This is a genomic window from Prosthecobacter sp. (assembly GCF_044226605.1).
Taxonomy (GTDB): Bacteria; Verrucomicrobiota; Verrucomicrobiia; order Verrucomicrobiales; family Verrucomicrobiaceae; genus Prosthecobacter.
This window is the reverse complement of record NZ_JBGAGS010000008.1, coordinates 42,709-60,506: the sequence shown is the minus strand read 5'-3', so window position 1 is coordinate 60,506 and position 17,798 is coordinate 42,709. Positions and strand designations below refer to the sequence as shown.

Genomic DNA, 17,798 nt, shown 5'->3' with positions numbered 1-17,798 from the left:
TGTGCAAGCTTGAAGCGAAGAGCATGCTCCGCCCCTGATCATTCCACTCATCATGAAACCATTCACGTGTTTCTGGCTCACCGCAGCATGGCTGCTTGCCCCGGCGCCATCTTTCAGCGCTGCCCTTGATGAAGAACTCGCAGCAGCTCTCAACGCGGCAAAATGGACCAGCTCGCTGCGGCTTGAACTTCAGCGTCCGATTGATCCCCGGCTGGCCAGGATCGAGAGTGGCGACATCCTGCGCTGCGGCCTCTTCCCCGGGAAGGCGCATCTCGTGCACAATGCAGCGGAAGTGCGGCGGCTCTCGGGCACGCTGGCTCCGGGAGACCAGCTCGTGCTGGCCGCGGGAGAGTGGAAGGACGCCTCCTTTGTGTTTGAAGGGCACGGCACCATGGACGCTCCCATTTTGGTGTGCCCGGAAAAACCGGGCGGCGTCGTTTTCAGCGGCGCCTCCAGCGTCCGGTTCCATGGGGATCATCTCGTGGTGCATGGTCTGGCATTTCATGGTATTACTGTCACGCGGGACAGCACCACCATCTTCGCCGCAGGAAACGGCGAAGCCAGGCCGGCCCGCCACTGCCTTTTCAACCGCATCCGCATTGAAGATTGCGGATCGCCGAATCCCGAGGACCGCGCCAGGAACCACGTCTGGCTCATGTCCATGCGTGGCAGCGACAACACCGTGGCAAACAGCACCTTCGCCCACCTGCACAATATCGGCCAGATGCTGGGTGCTGCCGAACTGCCACCGGAGGGCCTGCAGCGCCTGCACATTCTCAACAACCATTTCTCCAGCCGCCCGTATGTGGACAGACAGAACGGCTACGAGGTCATCCAGATCGGCTGGAGCGGTGCACGTGCGGCTCCCACCGGCTCGCTCATTCAGGGAAACACCTTTGAGAAATGCGATGGCGAGAACGAATTGATCACCCTGAAAGCCTCCGACATCGTCGTGCGCGGAAACCGCTTTGTGGGCAGCCAGGGGGTGCTCTGCCTGCGCACGGCGCGCCGTGTTCTGGTGCAGGACAATGTCTTCGACGGTCAGGGCCGGGAAAACACGGGTGGCGTTCGTTTGCAGGGAGACGGCCACATCCTTCTCGGCAACACCTTCCGCAACCTCAACAAGCCCGCCGATTACTACGCCTGGCCCGTTTCCCTCATGGCGGCCGATGTCGAAACCTTTGGTGAAACCGATGAACTCGGCGGCTATGGCCGCGCAAAAAACATTCTCATCATTCGCAACCGCTTTGAGCATTGCGACAAACGCATTGCCGCAGGCATCTATGCGCGCCCGGAATTTCCGCTGCTGCCCGTAAACGTGCGGGTGCAGGAGAACACCTTCAGCGGCATGAAGTCCGGCAGTTCCTTCGACTACGTGGCCCCGGATCCGAGCGGAGCTTTGACGAAGGAACTGCACGAGTCAGGAAATCGCGATGCGCCTTGAGAGCCGCACCCGCAAGAAAGCATGGCGGGACGCCAGCAGGGTGTTCTGCACAGTCCTTTGTGCGGCTTCTGGTCTTCCATTCACGCTGAGCTCTGAATGCTTTCAGGAGTTCACGGCACAAACAGAAACTCATTGCTGTTGAACAGCGCACGGCAAAGAGCGCCGAGGCCATGCTCGCGCACAAGCGGCGTGGTTTCCGCGAGTTCTTCCGCCGTGGGCGCGCGGCTGAGAGCGATCTGGTAGGCGCGGGTGATCTGCCCCGGCACGTCGCCTCCCGCTTCCTTCTTGACGCGTTCGGCAAAGGCCTCGCTCTGCTCCAGCGTAAAGCGGCTGTTGAAGAGGTTCAGCGCCTGGATCGGCGTGGTGCTTTCGATCCGCCGCGCGGTGCTCTGTCCGGCATCCGGGCAGTCGAACGCTCCGAATACGGTTTCCGGTTCACGGCGCACTTTGTGGGCATAGATCATCCGGCGCTGGTTTTCGGGCGTGAATGTTTCAATCGGATCAAAGCCGCTGAGGCCGCCGCGCTGGTCAAAGAAATTGAAGCCGCGCCCGTACATCTGCGGATTCAAACGACCGCTCACCGCCAGCATCGAATCCCGGATCGATTCGGCCTCGAGACGCCGCGAGGGAAAGCGCCAGTAGTAACGCACATCCGCATCAACCAAGGCTCCTTCGTTTCCGCGCCCACCTGCCTTGCCACCTTGGGCCTCGCCTTCCGGCAAATCATCAATCTGCCCCCTCTGCCCATACGTCCCGGACATCACCACCATCCGGTGCAGGTGCTTCACACTCCATCCGCTGCGGATGAATTCCGCGGCCAGCCAGTCCAGCAGTTCGGGGTGCGTGGGCTTCATGCCCATGTGGCCAAAGTCGCTCGGCGTCTGCACAAGTCCGGTGCCGAAGTGGCCCTGCCAGATGCGGTTCACCATCACGCGCGCGGTCAGTGGGTTTTCTGGACTGGCGATCCACTCCGCGAGCGCCCGCCGGCGGTCTTGTTCGGCCGTGTCGGCAGGCAGTTTGATTGTGCCGAGAGAACTGAGCACCGCCGGGGCCACGGCTTCCTTGGGCTGCTCGGGATCGCCGCGATTGAGGAGGTGAATGTCATCCGGTGCGCGGAAGGTGCCGGCAAAGACTTTCTGCAGGTTCACCGTTTGTTTGAGCGCCGACTCCGTGCGCGCTTTTTCCTGGATCAGCGGTCTGGCGTGCGCGGCCTCCCCGGCGCTGAGTCCGCTGAGCGTGGGCCTGGCCTGCTTTTTGTTTTTGGGGTCAAACTTCTGCCTGTCGCCCGCGTCCGCCACCGTGTGCCATGCGCCTTTCGCATCGCACACTTCGATCTGGTATTCCGTCGTCAGGCGGTCGGTGAACTTGCCTTCCCGGTCACGGCTCCAGACGACGCGCTCGATGTTTTGCTCCTCGGGAAACTCCAGTTCCACCCAGCCTTCCCCGATCTTGTTGGACAGCCAGCTTCTGGAATTGCCGTAGCGGCCGTCATGAATGAACCGCAGCTCATGGCGTTCGGCCACGCCGATGTCTCCGGAGGACTTGCGCTTTGTGCCGGCGGTGGCGAGCGCCACGTTTTCTCCGCTCGTGTTGAAGACTTCGAGTTCATCAATGCAGGGCTCAAGGTTGGTGCAGGCTTTGATGTTGAAACGCACGCGCTTTGTTTTCACCGGGGCAAAGCGGTCGGCGTTTTCCCGCGCGTTGATCATCGGGCGCTCGGCTCCGGATTTCGCGAGCGGCACAAAGCGCGCGAGCTCTTTGTCGATCTGTGAGAGACGAATTTTGAGCCGGGCCTCCTCCACCCGCGCAGCCTCGGCTTCCGGCGTGTGCAGATCACGATCCCCATACTCCACTCCCGCCACAAACGCCTGCATGGCATAGTAGTCCTTGGAGGTGATGGGATCAAACTTGTGATCATGGCAGCGTGCGCAGCCGATGCCCAGACCGAGGAAGCTCTGGCCGATGTTCACCACCATCTCATCGATGGAGTCCTGTCGTGCGAGGCGCTTGGAGGCATCGTCTTTGCCGATCTGCCCCGGCAGCAGAACGGAAGCGGTGACAAGAAAACCCGTGGCGGCATCCTGCCCCAGCGTGTCTCCCACGATCTGTTCTTTGATGAAGCGGTCGTAAGGCGTGTCGCTGTTGAACGCACGGATGACGTAGTCGCGGTACGGCCAGGCATTGGGGCGTTCGGTGTTGACTTCAAAACCATGCGTGTCGGCGTAGCGCACCACATCCAGCCAGTGCTGCGCCCAGCGCTCACCATAGCGCTCGCTGCCGAGCAGCCGCTCCACCACGGCGGCGCGATCCTGCCTCTGCAAAAACGCAGCCGCTTCCTCAGGCGTTGGCGGCAGGCCGGTGAGGTCAAAGGTCACGCGGCGCAGCCAGGAAATCGGATCAGCCGGCGGAGAGCGGTGCAGCTTTTTCTCAGCCAGCCTGGCATCGATGAAGGCGTCGATGCTTTGCGGAGAGCTTGAAACCTGAGACTTTAAACCTGCAACTTGAAGGGGTTTAAAGCTCCAATGATCAAGCCGGTCTTCGAGCTTGGCGAGATCCACCCCTTCCGGCCACACAGCGCCTTCATTGATCCAGGTGGTCAGCGTTTCAATTTCCTTCTCAGCGAGCCTGCCTTTGGGCGGCATGAGTTCGTCTTCGTCGGCGGTGGTGATGAAGTGGATCAGCGGACTGTCCGTCGCCTTGCCGGAGACGATGTCCGGCGCGTGTTTGTCGCCACCTCGGAAAGCTTGAGATTTGATGTCCAGCCGCAGACCGCTCTTCTGCTTCTTGTCCCCGTGGCAGCTGTAGCAGTGCTGCTGGAAAATGGGGCGGACATCACGCACAAAGTCCACCGCATTTGCGACGGTGGAAAAGGCGAGCAGGATCGGAAACACGAACTTCATCAGCGGTAAGGATTGCCTGCGGCATGCAGGGTGTGGATTTCAGCGTCCGTCATGGCGCGGCCCAGCAGGAGCAGTTCATCCACCCGGCCGCTGAGCTTGCGGTCCTGCTGGTTCCAGTTGCCGATCTGCGCCGGCCCGAGACGTGCGGGCAGGGCGGTCTCCAGCCGCGTTTCTTTGTCGAACTGGCCGTTGAGATAAAAGCGCACGACACCCCGCGAGGAATCATAAACAGCCGCGAGATGCACCCAGCGGCCCTGCTCCGGCAGCACGGGCGTGCGCGAGTCCGGATGTCCCTGGCGCTCGCTGGATCCAGGCACGAGCGTGTTGCCGATGAGTGCCAGGCGCATGGTGGTGTCGCGATTGATGATCCAGTGCACCTGCCCCGGATTGTTCCCGCTCCATCCATCCGTATGCAGCAAGGATTGATACGGCGCGCCGAGGCGGTCAATGCGCACCCAGGCAGCCAGTGTGAGCTGCGGCCACTCCCGGCCACCCCCCACATCCAGTTTCAAATGATCGCCCACATTCACAAACTCCGGCGCATGGGAGCCTGGCCAGCGCCCCTGCACCATGCGAAAGACGCCGGGCATCTCTTCGAAAGATTCGAAGTCCAGCAGAGCAATGAGTGCGGGGTCTTTTTTCAAACCTGCCAGCGCTGCCTCCGACTGCGCACGCTGGCCCGCAGCGAGCCCCGCCGTCAGTCCGGGCATTTCATCCGGCTGGATGAATGCTGCGGAGCGCAGCTCGCGTGTGGTGCTGGCTCCTTGTTCAAACGACACCGCATCGCCGCCATGCAGGCTTTGATTGGCGTGCGCGCCGGATGCCTTGGCGATAACCTCGCCTTGAAACACATGCACCTCCGCAGCACCGCTGGCGGGCACATCCACGCCGAAGCGTGTGCCCAGGTCCACCGCATTTCCGGAGGGCGTGATGACGGTAAACCCCTTCGCCGCAGGCGGCACATCAGCCGCAAGACGGCCGCGCTTCATGTGCAGACGCTGCGCAGATTCAAAACAAAAATCCGCCGGGGCTTCGATGACGATGCGCGCCCCGCGTGCCGTCACGAGGGACACGCTCCCCTCGGTGATAATACAGGCCTCATCGCGAAGCGCTGCGCCATCGGCCAGTTCCATCACGCCGGCAGCTTTGCCCACGACTGCGAAAGCGCGGTGAGCCTCCTGCCACCACCACCCGCCGAAAAACAAACTGACGCAGGCTGCCGCCGCGATCCAGGCGGACGACTGCATCCGCCAGCGCGCCGGCTGCGGCTTTGGCACGGCCACAGCATCCGCCGCCAGGGCCGCGAGAGCGGAGTCCACATTGAGCAGTTCGGCAAACTCGCGGCGTGCTGCCGCGTCTTTCATCAGCAGGGCATTGAGCTCCTGCATCTGCGGCGCCGAGATGGTGCCGTTCAGATAGGCTGCCATGAGTTCTGCTTTCATGGCGCCACCTCCTGCGCCAGCGCCCTGCGGATGCACTCCAGCAGCTTTTGCCGCATGCGGTGCAGCCACTGGTAAAATCCTGGCACCGTGCGCCCGCTGCCTTGCGCGACTTCCTGGATGCTCGACTCCGGCTGGTAGGCCTGCATCAGCAGTCCGCGCTGGTCCTCGGGCACTTTCTTCATGCACAGCTCCAGCGCCTCGCGCTGCCGTTCCAGCAGCGGCTCCAGTGCTGTGGTCTCCTCCGCGATCTTGGTGATCACCTCTTCATCCAGCACCAGCCGGTCCCGCCCGCGATCCCGCAGCCACGCCAGCACTTCATAGCGCGCCACGCCGAAGGCCCAGGCTTTGAAGTCAGCGCCCTCATGCAGGGAGTCAAATTTCTCCCACAGCACCACGCTGATCTCCTGCATCACATCATCCGCATCCGCCCGCGCCGGCACAAGGCGGCGCACATGGGCGCGTATGGCCGGCTCATGCGCGGTAAAGCTGCGCAGGAAGCGGCGGTGGCGTTCGGTTTCGGCGGGAGACATGGGCGGTCATGTCTGTATCTCCACCAGCGGCGCGGTTTTTACGGAGGAATGCTGATTTTGTTGTTTTACTCCGCCTCCAGCATTCGCTTCGCAGCTTGCAGGTGCTTCTTCTGCTCCGGCGGCAGCTCAGGGTACTTCAGCTTCATGCTCTGCATTTCGTTGAGGATCGCCGCGCTGACGATGAGCCGCATGTTCTTCTTGTCATCGGCGGGCACGACATACCAGGGGCATTTCTCCGTGGCTGTGGCGCGGATGGCTTCCTCATAGGCATGCATGTATTCCTTCCAGTGGCCGCGCTCGCCCACGTCGCCCTCTTCAAATTTCCAGTTTTTGCTGGGTGTGTTGATGCGGGCGAGGAAGCGCTTCTTCTGCTCGTCCTTCGACACGTGGAGAAAAAACTTGAGGATGAGGATGCCGTTGCGATGGCAGTAGGCCTCGTAATTCGCGATGTCTTCCAGGCGGTCTTCAAAAAGCTTTTTCACGTGCTTGGTCGTGTGATCCGGCAGACGCTGCACCTTGGTCACGATCTCAGGGTGCACCCGGCAGATCAGCACCTCTTCGTAGTAGCTGCGGTTGAAGATGCCGATCCTTCCGCGCGGAGGCATCGCGCGTGTGTGCCGCCACATGAAGTCATGGTCCAGCTCCGCGGACGTAGGGCGCTTGAAGGCATGCACCTCCACGCCCTGCGTGTTCACCCCGCTCATCACATGCTTGATCGTGCTGTCCTTTCCCGCCGCGTCCATTGCCTGAAACACCAGCAGCAGCGCCTGCCTGTCCTGCGCATACATCTTCTGCTGCAGGTCGTCGATCTCGGTCCGAAATTCGGCAATGAGCGACTCATAGTGCGCATCATCCTTGTACAGGTCCTTCACCTTCGTCTTCGCCTTCTTGATGCGAAAAGGTTTGCCATCCGGCACGCGGAAATCATCGAGATCGAGCTTGAGTTTCATGTGAGAAAGAGAGGCGGAAATAAACAGCGATGAATCCTGATGAACAGGAGGAAGTGCAAGAAGCAGTTCGTTACGCCTGTTTTTTCGGTTCCATGCACCTCCGGCTTTTTTTCGCCATCCACCTCATGCTCCTCAGCGCCGCCATGGGGCAGGTGATCAGTGGCACGTCGGATCTCGAAAAAGGCATCGTTGAGCGCTGGGATGGTGTGCTGCCCTTGGACGGCGAAAAATCGCTTAAGTTGCCGAATCCGACACACAAGTCGGGGTTGGAGGACTTCGCCATCGCCCTTGCTTTCCGCGTCGAATCACCCCCGGATACCGAACATGGGAACCACATCCTGGCCTTGGGCAATGAATCCCAGAAGCCCTTGATCGACTGGCATCTCGGCTCCCATGGCATCGGCATCACCCTCGAAGGCCGCGGCCTCATGCATGAGATTCCTCTTTCCCCACCCATCCCTGACCGCTGGTGGCACGTGGTTCTCAATGTGAAGCGAGATGCCAAACAGGCACTTTGTGGCATCTGGTTGAATGGCATAGAACTAAATTCCTGGCGCGAACCTCCAGGCCCGCTCCAACTCGCCAATGCCTTGTTTGAACCCAACAGCCGCGGCCTCGGCGGCCAGATCGCCAACCTGCGTCTCTACGATCGCGCACTCACCCGCCCGGAGATCCTCGAACTCGCAGCTCTGCCCACTGGAGCGGCATTGAAGCGCACGCTGACGCCCTTTGCCACCAACAAGGACCTCATGACGAATGAAGTCATCGCCATCCTCGGGGGCACCGAAGCCGTGGCCGTGATGGAAGATGGCAGCATGGAGACGCAGCTTGTGGCACATCACCCCATCAAGCTACGTGATCTCTCATGGGAAGCCGACACCGTTTTCCGTCAGGACCGCCCGATGAATTTTGGCAGCCTCAGGCAGCAACTCGAACGCTCAGGTGCCACTGCCGCCATGTTGATCTTCGGCCGCCAGGAATGCCTGGAGCGTGGTGAAAGCGGCTTGGCGGAGTTTAAGACCGCTTTGGAGAAACTGGTATCCACATGCACCGAAGTGACTCCACGCATCGTCTTGGTGCAGCCGCCTGCGTTTGAAGGAAAACTCGCACAACACAACGCAGCCTTGAAACAGTACGCAGCCGTCATCGCCGAGGTGGCCAAAGCACACGGGGCCTTGGTTGCAGCTCAGAACAACTCCTTGCAGCCCGGTTCCACACGAGACGGCCTAAACCTCACTTCCACCGGCGCATCCCAGCTCGGCCTCAGCATCGCCCGGCTTTGGAGCAGCGACTCAAAAGTACCCGATGCGACATTGAGATCCCTCATTCAGCAGAAGAACGCCCTCTGGCATCGCTACTGGCGTCCCGCCAACTGGGCCTTCCTGCATGGCGACCGCACAGCCCAGCCCAGCAGCCGCGATCACGTGGATCCAACCCAGCGCTGGTTCCCGAACGAACTCGAGCAATACCTGCCGCTGATTGAAGCAAAAGAGAGCGAAATAGCGCAACGGGTGAACGAACTGGGAGGAAAGCTGCCATGAATAAAATAGTCCTGAGCTTTAGCTCGTTCTGGTTCTGTCTGCTCACCCTCTCCCTCGCTCAACAGCCTCCCAAAAAGAAAGGCATCTCCGTCGGCGAACCTCCCGCCGACCATTCACCCGAAGCGGAACTAAAGTCCTTCAAGGTCCTCGATGGGTTCGAAGTGAACCTGTTTGCCAGCGAAGCAAACGGCATTCCAAACCCAATCGCCATCCGCTGGGACGAGCGTGGCCGCTTGTGGGTGCTGCAGACGAGCGACTATCCCCAGGCGCAGCCGGGCATGGTTTCGGACGACAAGGTCATCATCCTTGAAGACACCGACCACGATGGCCGTGCGGACAAGAGCACCGTCTTTGCCGGTGGTCTGAGCCAGCCCATGGGCCTGGAACTGGCGCCGCGGGACCCGGGCGTGAAATCCCCGCAAGGCCATTCGGTGTATGTCGGGGAAGGGGAAAAACTCTGGCTGATGCACGACGATGATGGCGATGACCGCGTGGACCGTCGTGAGGTCGTGCTGCGAGGATTTGGTACTGGAGACACGCATCAGTGTCTGAACAGTTTCATCTGGGCTCCTGATGGTGCGCTGGTGATGCATCAGGGGCTGCACTGCTACTCGCGTGTGACTACCGTACATGGCACCAAGACGCTCTACGGCGCAGGCTTCTGGCATTACTACCCGAAGAGCGGCCGGCTCGATCCCTATCCCACCGGCATGCCGCTGAATGCCTGGGGCACCGCATTCACCAAGTGGGGGCAGCCAATCATGGTCGCAGGAGCTGCGGGCATGTTCTGGGCACGCCCCATGGAGGTGAGCACCTCCCTCATCGAAAACGCCGGGGAGAGCCGTGAGCGAAAAGACACCCAGGTGCACGGCATTCCACATTTTGTGCTGGAACGTTTCCAATTGCCTTACAGCGGCCAGATCATCAAGACGGATGGACTGCGAAAGTTCTGCGGCATCGACATCGTCGGCAACTCCCACTGGCCGGAGGCGATGCAGGAGGAGATCATCAGCGGCGGCTTCTTTGAAAACGCCGTGTATCGGTACAAGGTGGTGCCTGATCAGGAATTCACCAGCGGCATGCAGGCCGTCGAGCAGCCCCCGTTGATCACCAGCGACAACGTCGCCTTCCGTCCCATCGACATCCGCTTCGGCCCCGAAGGTGCCCTCTACATCGCCGATTGGTACGACCCGATCATCGGCCACTATCAGGCGAGCTTCCGCCACCCGAACCGCGATGCAAAACATGGAAGGATCTGGCGCGTGGTGGCAAAGGGACGCACGTTTGAAACTCCCAAGCTGGCCGTCGGTAACGCAGAGGCTCTCGCAACGACTGCCATGGCGTCTCAAACGGACCGATGGTCACAGTATCAAATCGCAAGACTGCTGACGGACATGGGGGATGGAAAGAATGTGCTGCAGCCGTCTCCGGCGTTTGTGCTCGAGTTGGAAAAAACCTGCTTTGACGCCGCGCTTGAGCCGGAAACCAGGAAGCGGCTGATGCTGCTGCTGATGCGACTACACGAGCAGACGGAGAAGCCAGAACTCCATGCCATTGCCTGGGCGATTGCTGAGAGCGGTGCTCCGGAAGTGCGGGCATACGCCACCCACATGGCGGGCACATTTACGAATTCCCTGGCTGCCGAAAAACCTGAAGAGACAGCGGTCGCCCTGCAACTTCTGGAGTGGCGCGCGGCGGACAAATCGCCGCTTGTGCGCCTCGAGGCAGTGGTCGCTGCGGCCAAGATTTCGTCACCGCAATCAATCAAGGTGGCGCTGATGGTGCTCGACAGGCCGATGGACAGCTTCATTGAGCGGGCGCTGTGGCTGGCGGTGCATGCGACGGCGCCGCAGTGGAAGAAGCCGCCGTTTGAAATCTTGAACTCGCTGCCGCCACATCATCTGGCGTTTTTGGTGGAGAAAGAGGGAAGCGCGGAACTGCTGGGCGTCGTTCGAGCGATGCTGGCGGAAAGGGGCGATTCGATGCCGGTGGAGACGCGGCGTGGATTGGTGGGGGCCTTGGTGCGCAAAGGGGGACCCGATGACATGCTCCTCGCTCTGAAGCTCGGCATGAAGGATCAGACGCTGCTGAATGATCTGGCGCTGGCGGTGACACAGCGGAGCGGCAAGGCACCGGAGGGAATGGAAGCGCAGGTAGTGGGATTGTTGCAGGGTGGCACCGAGGCGCAAAAGGCGGCGGCCTGTGCGCTGGCTGGAGCGTGGCGTTTCAAAAGTGCAGGGGATGGCATTAGGGCGCTGCTGAAAGCAGATGAAGGAACACGCGCTGCTGCTTTGACGGCTTTGTCGCGACTTGGCGAGCCGGTGGAGACATATGTGCCATGGATGAGTGATGCGAATCAGCCGTGGCCGGTGCGGGTAGTGGCGCTCGCGGCGGTGGCGGAGAAGAAGCCTGCACGGGCAGGTCAGCTCGCGGCCGCGGCTTTGGGGAGCATTGCAGATGCGGACACGATGCGGGCCTGGCTGACGCCGCTGCTGGCGCGTGATGCCGCCGTGGCGGCACTGGCGCAGGCATTGAATGAGAAGCCATGTTCACCTGAAGCGGCAAAACTGGCTCTGACGACGCTGACTGCGGCAGGACGTGGCGATGCGGTGCTGACGACGGCCTTCGGCAAAATTTTGGGCGTGAAGAACACCGTGCCTGCCTATGACGCGGCATGGGTGGCGGCACTGGCTGCAGAGGTCAAAAGCGGCGGCAATGCCGAGCAAGGAAGGGCTGTTTTTAATGCGCCGCTGTCAGGCTGCATCGCGTGCCACAAGATTGGCGGGAAGGGTGGTGTCGTAGGGCCGGAGCTGGATGCCGTGGGTCGTGGTGTTCCGGTGGAACTGCTCATCGAAGCCGTGGTGTGGCCGAACCGGCAGATCAAGGAAGGCTATGTGGCCACGACACTGAAGCTGAAGGACGGTCGCCAGCTGCAAGGCTACAAAGTGAGCGAAGCAGGTGGCGAACTGCAGCTTCGTGATCTTTTAAGCGGTCAGGTGAACCGATTTACTCCCGCACAGATTCAGGAGAAACAGGAGGCCGGCTCGCTGATGCCGGAGGGGCTGATCGCGAACATGACCCGGGAGGAACTGCGGGATCTCATCGCGTATCTCGCGGGGCTGGGAAGATGAGATGAGGGCACAAAAAAGGGCGGGGATGAACCCGCCCTTTAAAGTTACTTTTCCCTGGAGCCGGATTAAGCGGCGGAGACAGGTGCGGTTTCCGGGGTGCCGGGAGCCTTTGGCATGGTGAAGCGATAGCGGATCTTGCCACGCTTGGCTGCAGCACGGGCTTTGCGCTTGGTACGCTCTTTGGGAGTTTCGTGGGCGCGCAGGCGGCGGACTTCTTCAAGGATGCCGTCCATTTCGAGGCGGGTCTTGAGGCGTTTAAGAGCGCGGTCAACGGGCTCGCCTTTGCGGATCTGAATTTCGGTCATAAAACGGAGTCGGGGTGGTTTGGGAAAAGGGGCGTGAAAATAGGGGAATGAGGGCCTGCGTCAAATGGAATATGACCTCAAGCGACGAGAGTCTGCTCGCGGTCCGGACCGATGCCGACGAGGCTGATGCGGGCGCCGGTCAGTTCTTCGAGGCGTTTGAGGTAGGCTTTGGCCAGCGGAGGGAGGTCGGCGAACTTCCGGATGCCGCTGAGGTCCTGCTTCCAGCCCTGGTGGGTTTCATACACAGGGACGCAGGCGGCCAGATCGGCGGCGGTGCTCGGCGGGTAGTGGATGGTCTTGCCGCGCAGGGTGTAGGCGGTGCAGATTTGAATGGTGTCGAGGCCGTCCAGACCGTCGAGGTTGGTGATGGCGAGTTCATCGGCACCGTTGACCATGACGGCGTAGCGCACGAGCACGGAGTCCAGCCAGCCGCAGCGGCGGGCGCGACCGGTGGTGGCGCCGAATTCGCGGCCCATGTTGTGCAGCATGTCACCGATGGCGTCGTTTTCGGTCACAAAAGGACCGCTGCCGACACGGGTAGTGTAGGCCTTGCCCACGGCGACGACCTTGTCGATCATGCGCGGAGGCACGCCGGAGCCGGTGCAGGCGCCGCCGGAGGTCGTGTTGGACGAGGTGACGAAGGGGTAGGTGCCGTGGTCGATGTCCAGGTAGGTGCCCTGAGCGCCTTCAAACAGCATGCTTTTGCCAGACTTGATGGCCTCGTGCAGATACACGGTGGTATTGGTGATGTGCGGAGCCAGCGTTTTGGCAGCTTCGAGCATCTCCTTGACGGTTTCTTCCACAGGGACGAGTTCGACGCCGAGTTCCGCAAAGGTGGCGTTGTGACGGGCCAGGCGGTCACGAAGCTCTTCTTCGAAGATCTCGGGCTGGGTCATCAGGATGGTTCGCAGGCCGTCACGCTCGACTTTGTCCGCGTAGGCGGGGCCGATGCCGCGACCGGTGGTGCCGATCTTTTTGTCGCCGCGCTTGGCTTCGCGGGCCTTGTCCAGACCGCGGTGGTAGGGCATGACGAGGTGGGCGGTCTCGCTGATCAGAAGGTTTTCAGGGGTGATGGTGACTCCCTGGCCGCGGAGCTTGGCCATTTCTGCGAGCAGGCCGATGGGGTCCATGACGACGCCGTTGCCGATGACGCAGGTCTTGTCTTTCCAAAGGATGCCGGAAGGAATGAGGTGGAGGATGTACTTGGTGCCGTTGCTGATGACGGTGTGGCCGGCATTGTTGCCACCGGCTGCGCGAACGACGACGTCTGTGTTTTCTGTGAGGTAATCAACGATCTTACCTTTTCCTTCATCGCCCCATTGGGCGCCGACAATGACTGTATTGGACATGATTTCTTTTCTTTTGAAGGCGGCACGACAGGGCCGCAAGGGGTTGGTTTTGTGACGCGCAGACTGTGGCGTGGCAGCCGGAGGGGCCGCTGCAGTGCTCCCCGGTGAGGGAGTCAAAATGGCAAACGCGTGGTGCTGTCTGGCTTGGTATGCTGGTTATGCTCCCATCTGGTTAGCGAAAAACACCGCCGCACCGCAGGCCAGGATGCCCAGCACGCCGAGGGTGATGACGAGGCCGGAGCCTGGATTTTTTTGCTTCACCTTGGGGCCGAAGCCTGTGCGCAGGCGGCCGTTGTAAGGCTGGCTGCCGTAGCCGCTGGAAGGGGTGGAAACAGAGATGGTGGGGGCGGAATAGGCATCCTCCTCCGCTGCAGCTTCATCGCCCAGGAACACGCAGTTCACATTGCCGAGCTGAAAAGCGCCGCCGGGGGAGAGGCTGACCTGCTCCACACGGGTGCCGCCGATTTTGGTGCCGTTGGTGGAACCAAGGTCGGTGAGCGTCCAGGAACTGCCGTCGAAGACCACTTCACCATGATGGCTGGACACGGAGTCATCAGCGATGATGAGCTGGTTGTCATCGGCACGACCCACGGACATGCGTTCGGCGTCGAGTTCGAGGGCGCCGGAGGCACCGTCAGGAGTGGTGAATTGAATACGAGGCATAACGGAGCAGTTCTAGCAGGCCGGGGGCGGGGAGGCAAGAGGGATTCACGGCAGGTGGGTGCGGGCTTGCACGGGCGGGGGTTTTCCGCTAGGGAAGCGGGGAACCACCTCAGCCATCCCTCCCCCTGTGACCCAAATTTTTGAAATCCTTGGTAAATTCGACACTGAAAGCGACTGCCACAAGCTGCTGTATGCCCCGCATCCGCTGCCGCTGAAATATCGCGAAGGCCGCGTGTACAAGATCGAGTTTGAAGGCGACGAGGCGGCGCTGAAGGCGTTTGTGGACAAAGTCTTGATCGACCCCATCAGCCAGGAGGCCCGGGTGGGCGGCCAGCCGGCGTTTGAAAAGGCGGCCTTTGTTCTGGAATACGGGATGAAGGGCGCGGCGCTGGACCTGGAAAAGGAAATGATTTTGAACTATTACCGCGGCACGCAAAATCCTGGCTTTGAGCTGAAGAAGCTGACGCTGCGCACAAGGATCTATGTGTTTGGGGAAGGGGCCGAGCCTGCGCAATTTGTGCGGGACATTGTGAATCCTGCGATCCATACGCATGAGCTGCTCAAGGCTGCTTAAGAGAGGCTAACAATACCTCAGCGCCGGACGATAGCAGGCGCGTTTGAGCGGCGTTGGTGATGGCGCGTCATGAACCCAACCACCACCAACCAACGACTCCTTTCCCTCGATGCCTTTCGAGGTTTCATCATGCTGCTGATGGCCTCATCAGGCTTTGGCATCGTGCAGATGGCCGCAGCAAACCCGGGGTCTGCGTGGGAGTTTGTGATGCCGCAGTTTGCGCATCAGGCGTGGCAGGGCTGCTCGCTGTGGGACCTGATCCAGCCGAGCTTCATGTTCATGGTTGGGATGTCGGTGCCCTTTTCCTATGCGAAGCGGCGTGAGCACGGACAGGGGTTTTTGGGCATGGCGTGGCATGCGCTGACGCGTTCCATCCTGCTGGTGGCGCTGGGGGTGATGCTGGCGACGAAAGCCGGAGACAAACATACCGTCTTCCTGTTTACCAATGTGCTGGCGCAGATCGGGCTGGGTTATTTTATTCTGTTTCTGATGACCCGGCTGGGGTGGGAGTACCTGCTGGCGTGGATTATTCTCATCCTGGCGGGCTACACGTGGTTCTTCTTCAACCATCCGCTGCCATCGCCGGAAGATCTGGCGGCAATTGCGGGCATGAAGGATGCGGAGCAGGGGATTCTGCCTGGCGTTGCCGGACACTGGAACATTCACACGAACGCCGCGGCCGCGTTTGACCGCTGGTTCCTCAACCAACTGCCGCAGGCGCAGTCCTACCAGTATACTTTGGGCGGTTATCAGACGCTGAACTTTGTGCCGGCGCTGGCGACGATGATGCTGGGGGCGCTGACGGGCTGCTTCCTGATGCGCAGCAGCAAAACGGACAAGGGCAAATGGGCGGCGCTGCTGATCATGGGAATAGTGCTGGTGTTGGCGGGCACGGCGCTGGACGTGAAAATTCTGCCGGTGATCGGAGCCAAGTTTGACCAGTACACGCTGCTGCCGGTGGTGAAGCGCATCTGGACGCCGTCATGGGTGATCCTGAGCGGGGGCTGGGTGCTGATCCTTCTGTCCTTCTTTTACGGGCTGGTGGAGATCCTGGGCATGCGAAAGCTGGTCTTCCCGCTGGTGGTGGTGGGCATGAACAGCATCGTGATCTACCTGCTGCACAGCCTGTGCAAGGACTGGATCAGAGATAACTTGCACAAACACCTGCCAGACGCAGCCTTTCCGGCGTATTGGACACCGGTCATCGAGCGATGCGGAGTACTATTTGTGCTCTGGCTGATCTGCTGGTGGCTGTATAAACAGAAGGCCTTCATCAAACTGTGATCTCCAAATTCTTCCTTGTAGCCAGCATCTCCTGCCTTGCAGCCTGTCAGAGCAAGCAGGAGGCGCCGCAGGAGGCACGTGATCTGAAGGAGGAGGCACGCATGCACAAGGCGGGCCTGGTGCTGATCCCAGATCTGCAGCATTCCAGCAACTGGGAGAAACTAATCCACGTGGACATGGGGGTGCCGGACAGCAAGATCCATGTGGAGGCAGGGCCGGGATACACCACCGTGACGATCACGGATCTGGCGAACCGTGCTGACGCCGAAAGTGTGGCGCAGGAACTGCGGGCGATCGCTGCGAAGAAGCCGGAAAAATTTGGAACCACGAAGGTGGAGGTGAAGCTGGCCAATGCCCCGGCCACGATCAATCCCTTTGTGCTGCCGACGCAGGCCGCGCCCCAGGCGCCGACTAATCCAGGCTCGGATCTCCCAACGCTTTCATTACCTCCATTCCGCATCGACGGCCGCTGATCAGGGCGCCGTTGATGGAGACGTTTTCACACCAGTCTCCGCAGCGGTAGAGGCCGGGCTCGATCACGCTGGCAAGCGGACCTTCGCCCAGACGAAGCTGCCGGCTTTCCGGCTGTGCGTGGCGGATCTGATAGGTGCGAAGGTGGCGCCATTTCGAGACGACGGCGGGGCCAAACCAGGTGCACATCTGCTCGCGCACGACCTGCTCGAGTTCAGTGCTGGAGGGCGCACCGATGATGGAGGCGGAAATGAGATGCTGGCCGGGAGGCGCGTAGTGTGGTGAGACACGCGAGAGCACGACGACGCTGTTGACCGGGCCGCGGCCATCGCCATCCAGATGCAGGATGGGATCTCCTGGCGGGAGATCGTCCGTGGCGAAGTACATGCAGGTGGTGGAACGGCTGGGCAGGCGGGTGGGGTTTTCGGGGGCGGGCAGAAGACGGTGCGCCACCTCTTCTCCGACAGCGACGATGACGTGGTCTGCGTGCAAAACTTCACCGGTTTCCAGGGTCACCTCCCCGGCACGTACGGCGGAAACCGGGGCATTGAGGCGCAGGCTTTTTGGCGGCAGGGCCAGGGCAAGCTGTTCTGGAATGGCCTGCATGCCGCGTGCGGGCAGCGCGCTGCCGGCGCGGTCAAACATGGAGAACAAAAACAGCAGCATGCGCGCGCTGGTGCGCAGGTCTTTTTCCAGGAAGACGCCGCCGAAGAAGGGGCGGAAGAAGCGGTCGATCATGCCCTCCGAGAAGCCGAAGTCGCGGAGGTAGTCCTCGGTCTCCATTTCCGGGAGCTCTGCCGGAGGCTCGCGGAGGCCGAAAACCTCCTTGCGCAGCAGGAGCGTGGTCCATTTGTCCCGCAGGGTGATGATCTCGGAATTGATGTTTTTGAGCGCGGTGAGCGGATGCGCCAGAGGGTCCGCCATGCGGTAAAAGCGGTTTTTGACGAAGACATCCGCCCCACGGTACAGCGGCTGGAGGTCGAGCGCGTCATAATCAAGGACACGGCGTGCCTCAGGATAGGCAGGCAGGAAGACCTGGAAGCCGCGGTCGAGCAAAAAGCCATCGACCACGTCTGTGCGGACGCGGCCGCCGACGGCGTTGGAGGCCTCCAAAAGGGTAAAGGGACGGCCTGCGGCAGCCAGGACGCGGGCACAGGCCAGCCCCGCAAGGCCGGCGCCGACAATTACAATCCTGGGCTGTGCATCACTCATTC

14 protein-coding genes are annotated in these 17,798 nt (G+C 61.0%); 6 read left to right on the top strand and 8 right to left on the bottom strand.

The annotated features are described in order from the left end of the window. Nucleotides 1-52: 52 nt before the first annotated feature. Nucleotides 53-1,444, top strand: coding sequence for a polysaccharide lyase 6 family protein (locus ACILSO_RS12315; protein ID WP_395737711.1), 1,392 nt, complete (start codon nt 53-55; stop codon nt 1,442-1,444). Nucleotides 1,445-1,554: 110 nt separating this feature from the next. Here the strand turns inward: ACILSO_RS12315 and ACILSO_RS12310 are convergent, their stop codons facing one another. The 4 genes from ACILSO_RS12310 to ACILSO_RS12295 all read right to left on the bottom strand — a co-directional run bounded on the left by ACILSO_RS12310 (nt 1,555) and on the right by ACILSO_RS12295 (nt 7,266). Next, nucleotides 1,555-4,344 (bottom strand): PSD1 and planctomycete cytochrome C domain-containing protein, encoded by a 2,790-nt coding sequence (locus tag ACILSO_RS12310; protein WP_395737710.1) that lies wholly within the window; start codon nt 4,342-4,344, stop codon nt 1,555-1,557. After that, nucleotides 4,344-5,786 (bottom strand): LamG-like jellyroll fold domain-containing protein, encoded by a 1,443-nt coding sequence (locus ACILSO_RS12305; RefSeq protein ID WP_395737709.1) that lies wholly within the window; start codon nt 5,784-5,786, stop codon nt 4,344-4,346. The genes ACILSO_RS12310 and ACILSO_RS12305 overlap by 1 nt, the downstream gene beginning before the upstream one ends. Then, complete coding sequence (locus ACILSO_RS12300) at nt 5,783-6,316, bottom strand: sigma-70 family RNA polymerase sigma factor (protein WP_395737708.1); 534 nt, start codon at nt 6,314-6,316, stop codon at nt 5,783-5,785. The genes ACILSO_RS12305 and ACILSO_RS12300 overlap by 4 nt, the downstream gene beginning before the upstream one ends. A gap of 65 nt (nt 6,317-6,381) precedes the next feature. Further along, nucleotides 6,382-7,266: a polyphosphate kinase 2 family protein gene (locus ACILSO_RS12295; protein ID WP_395737707.1), complete on the bottom strand. Its 885-nt coding sequence runs from the start codon at nt 7,264-7,266 to the stop codon at nt 6,382-6,384. Nucleotides 7,267-7,358: 92 nt separating this feature from the next. On the opposite strand from ACILSO_RS12295, the gene ACILSO_RS12290 reads away from it, so the two are divergent. Both ACILSO_RS12290 and ACILSO_RS12285 read left to right on the top strand, forming a co-directional pair. Then, nucleotides 7,359-8,807, top strand: coding sequence for a hypothetical protein (locus ACILSO_RS12290; protein WP_395737706.1), 1,449 nt, complete (start codon nt 7,359-7,361; stop codon nt 8,805-8,807). Beyond that, nucleotides 8,804-11,938: a PVC-type heme-binding CxxCH protein gene (locus ACILSO_RS12285; RefSeq protein WP_395737705.1), complete on the top strand. Its 3,135-nt coding sequence runs from the start codon at nt 8,804-8,806 to the stop codon at nt 11,936-11,938. The genes ACILSO_RS12290 and ACILSO_RS12285 overlap by 4 nt, the downstream gene beginning before the upstream one ends. Before the next feature lie 65 nt (nt 11,939-12,003). Here the strand turns inward: ACILSO_RS12285 and rpsU are convergent, their stop codons facing one another. From rpsU to ACILSO_RS12270, 3 genes are all read right to left on the bottom strand, one after another. Next, nucleotides 12,004-12,243, bottom strand: a complete 240-nt coding sequence (rpsU, locus tag ACILSO_RS12280) for a 30S ribosomal protein S21 (protein ID WP_395737704.1) — start codon at nt 12,241-12,243, stop codon at nt 12,004-12,006. Between the two features lie 77 nt (nt 12,244-12,320). Further along, a complete protein-coding gene (locus tag ACILSO_RS12275) occupies nt 12,321-13,592 on the bottom strand; it encodes an adenylosuccinate synthase (RefSeq protein ID WP_395737703.1) in 1,272 nt (423 codons plus the stop codon). Between the two features lie 156 nt (nt 13,593-13,748). Then, nucleotides 13,749-14,255 (bottom strand): FHA domain-containing protein, encoded by a 507-nt coding sequence (locus tag ACILSO_RS12270; protein ID WP_395737702.1) that lies wholly within the window; start codon nt 14,253-14,255, stop codon nt 13,749-13,751. Nucleotides 14,256-14,382: 127 nt separating this feature from the next. Between ACILSO_RS12270 and ACILSO_RS12265 the strand changes: the two genes are divergently transcribed. The 3 genes from ACILSO_RS12265 (at nt 14,383) to ACILSO_RS12255 (ending at nt 16,586) form a co-directional block, all read left to right on the top strand. Further along, complete coding sequence (locus ACILSO_RS12265; protein WP_395737701.1) at nt 14,383-14,829, top strand: hypothetical protein; 447 nt, start codon at nt 14,383-14,385, stop codon at nt 14,827-14,829. A 69-nt stretch (nt 14,830-14,898) separates the two neighbouring features. Then, complete coding sequence (locus tag ACILSO_RS12260) at nt 14,899-16,113, top strand: acyltransferase family protein (protein ID WP_395737700.1); 1,215 nt, start codon at nt 14,899-14,901, stop codon at nt 16,111-16,113. Further along, entirely contained in the window at nt 16,110-16,586 is a 477-nt protein-coding gene (locus ACILSO_RS12255) for a hypothetical protein (protein WP_395737699.1), read from the top strand. The genes ACILSO_RS12260 and ACILSO_RS12255 overlap by 4 nt, the downstream gene beginning before the upstream one ends. Here the strand turns inward: ACILSO_RS12255 and ACILSO_RS12250 are convergent. Then, nucleotides 16,525-17,796, bottom strand: coding sequence for an NAD(P)/FAD-dependent oxidoreductase (locus tag ACILSO_RS12250; RefSeq protein WP_395737698.1), 1,272 nt, complete (start codon nt 17,794-17,796; stop codon nt 16,525-16,527). The two genes, ACILSO_RS12255 and ACILSO_RS12250, sit on opposite strands and share 62 nt — an antisense overlap. Nucleotides 17,797-17,798 lie beyond the last annotated feature (2 nt).

Coding starts and splice junctions, on each gene's coding strand:
- ACILSO_RS12290 (WP_395737706.1), top strand. CDS start 7,359: ATGCACCTCCGGCTTTTTTTCGCCATCCACCTCATGCTCCTCAGCGCC.
- ACILSO_RS12315 (WP_395737711.1), top strand. CDS start 53: ATGAAACCATTCACGTGTTTCTGGCTCACCGCAGCATGGCTGCTTGCC.
- ACILSO_RS12295 (WP_395737707.1), bottom strand. CDS start 7,266: ATGAAACTCAAGCTCGATCTCGATGATTTCCGCGTGCCGGATGGCAAA.
- ACILSO_RS12270 (WP_395737702.1), bottom strand. CDS start 14,255: ATGCCTCGTATTCAATTCACCACTCCTGACGGTGCCTCCGGCGCCCTC.
- ACILSO_RS12310 (WP_395737710.1), bottom strand. CDS start 4,344: ATGAAGTTCGTGTTTCCGATCCTGCTCGCCTTTTCCACCGTCGCAAAT.
- ACILSO_RS12260 (WP_395737700.1), top strand. CDS start 14,899: ATGAACCCAACCACCACCAACCAACGACTCCTTTCCCTCGATGCCTTT.
- ACILSO_RS12300 (WP_395737708.1), bottom strand. CDS start 6,316: ATGTCTCCCGCCGAAACCGAACGCCACCGCCGCTTCCTGCGCAGCTTT.
- ACILSO_RS12305 (WP_395737709.1), bottom strand. CDS start 5,786: ATGAAAGCAGAACTCATGGCAGCCTATCTGAACGGCACCATCTCGGCG.
- ACILSO_RS12250 (WP_395737698.1), bottom strand. CDS start 17,796: ATGAGTGATGCACAGCCCAGGATTGTAATTGTCGGCGCCGGCCTTGCG.
- rpsU (WP_395737704.1), bottom strand. CDS start 12,243: ATGACCGAAATTCAGATCCGCAAAGGCGAGCCCGTTGACCGCGCTCTT.
- ACILSO_RS12285 (WP_395737705.1), top strand. CDS start 8,804: ATGAATAAAATAGTCCTGAGCTTTAGCTCGTTCTGGTTCTGTCTGCTC.
- ACILSO_RS12275 (WP_395737703.1), bottom strand. CDS start 13,592: ATGTCCAATACAGTCATTGTCGGCGCCCAATGGGGCGATGAAGGAAAA.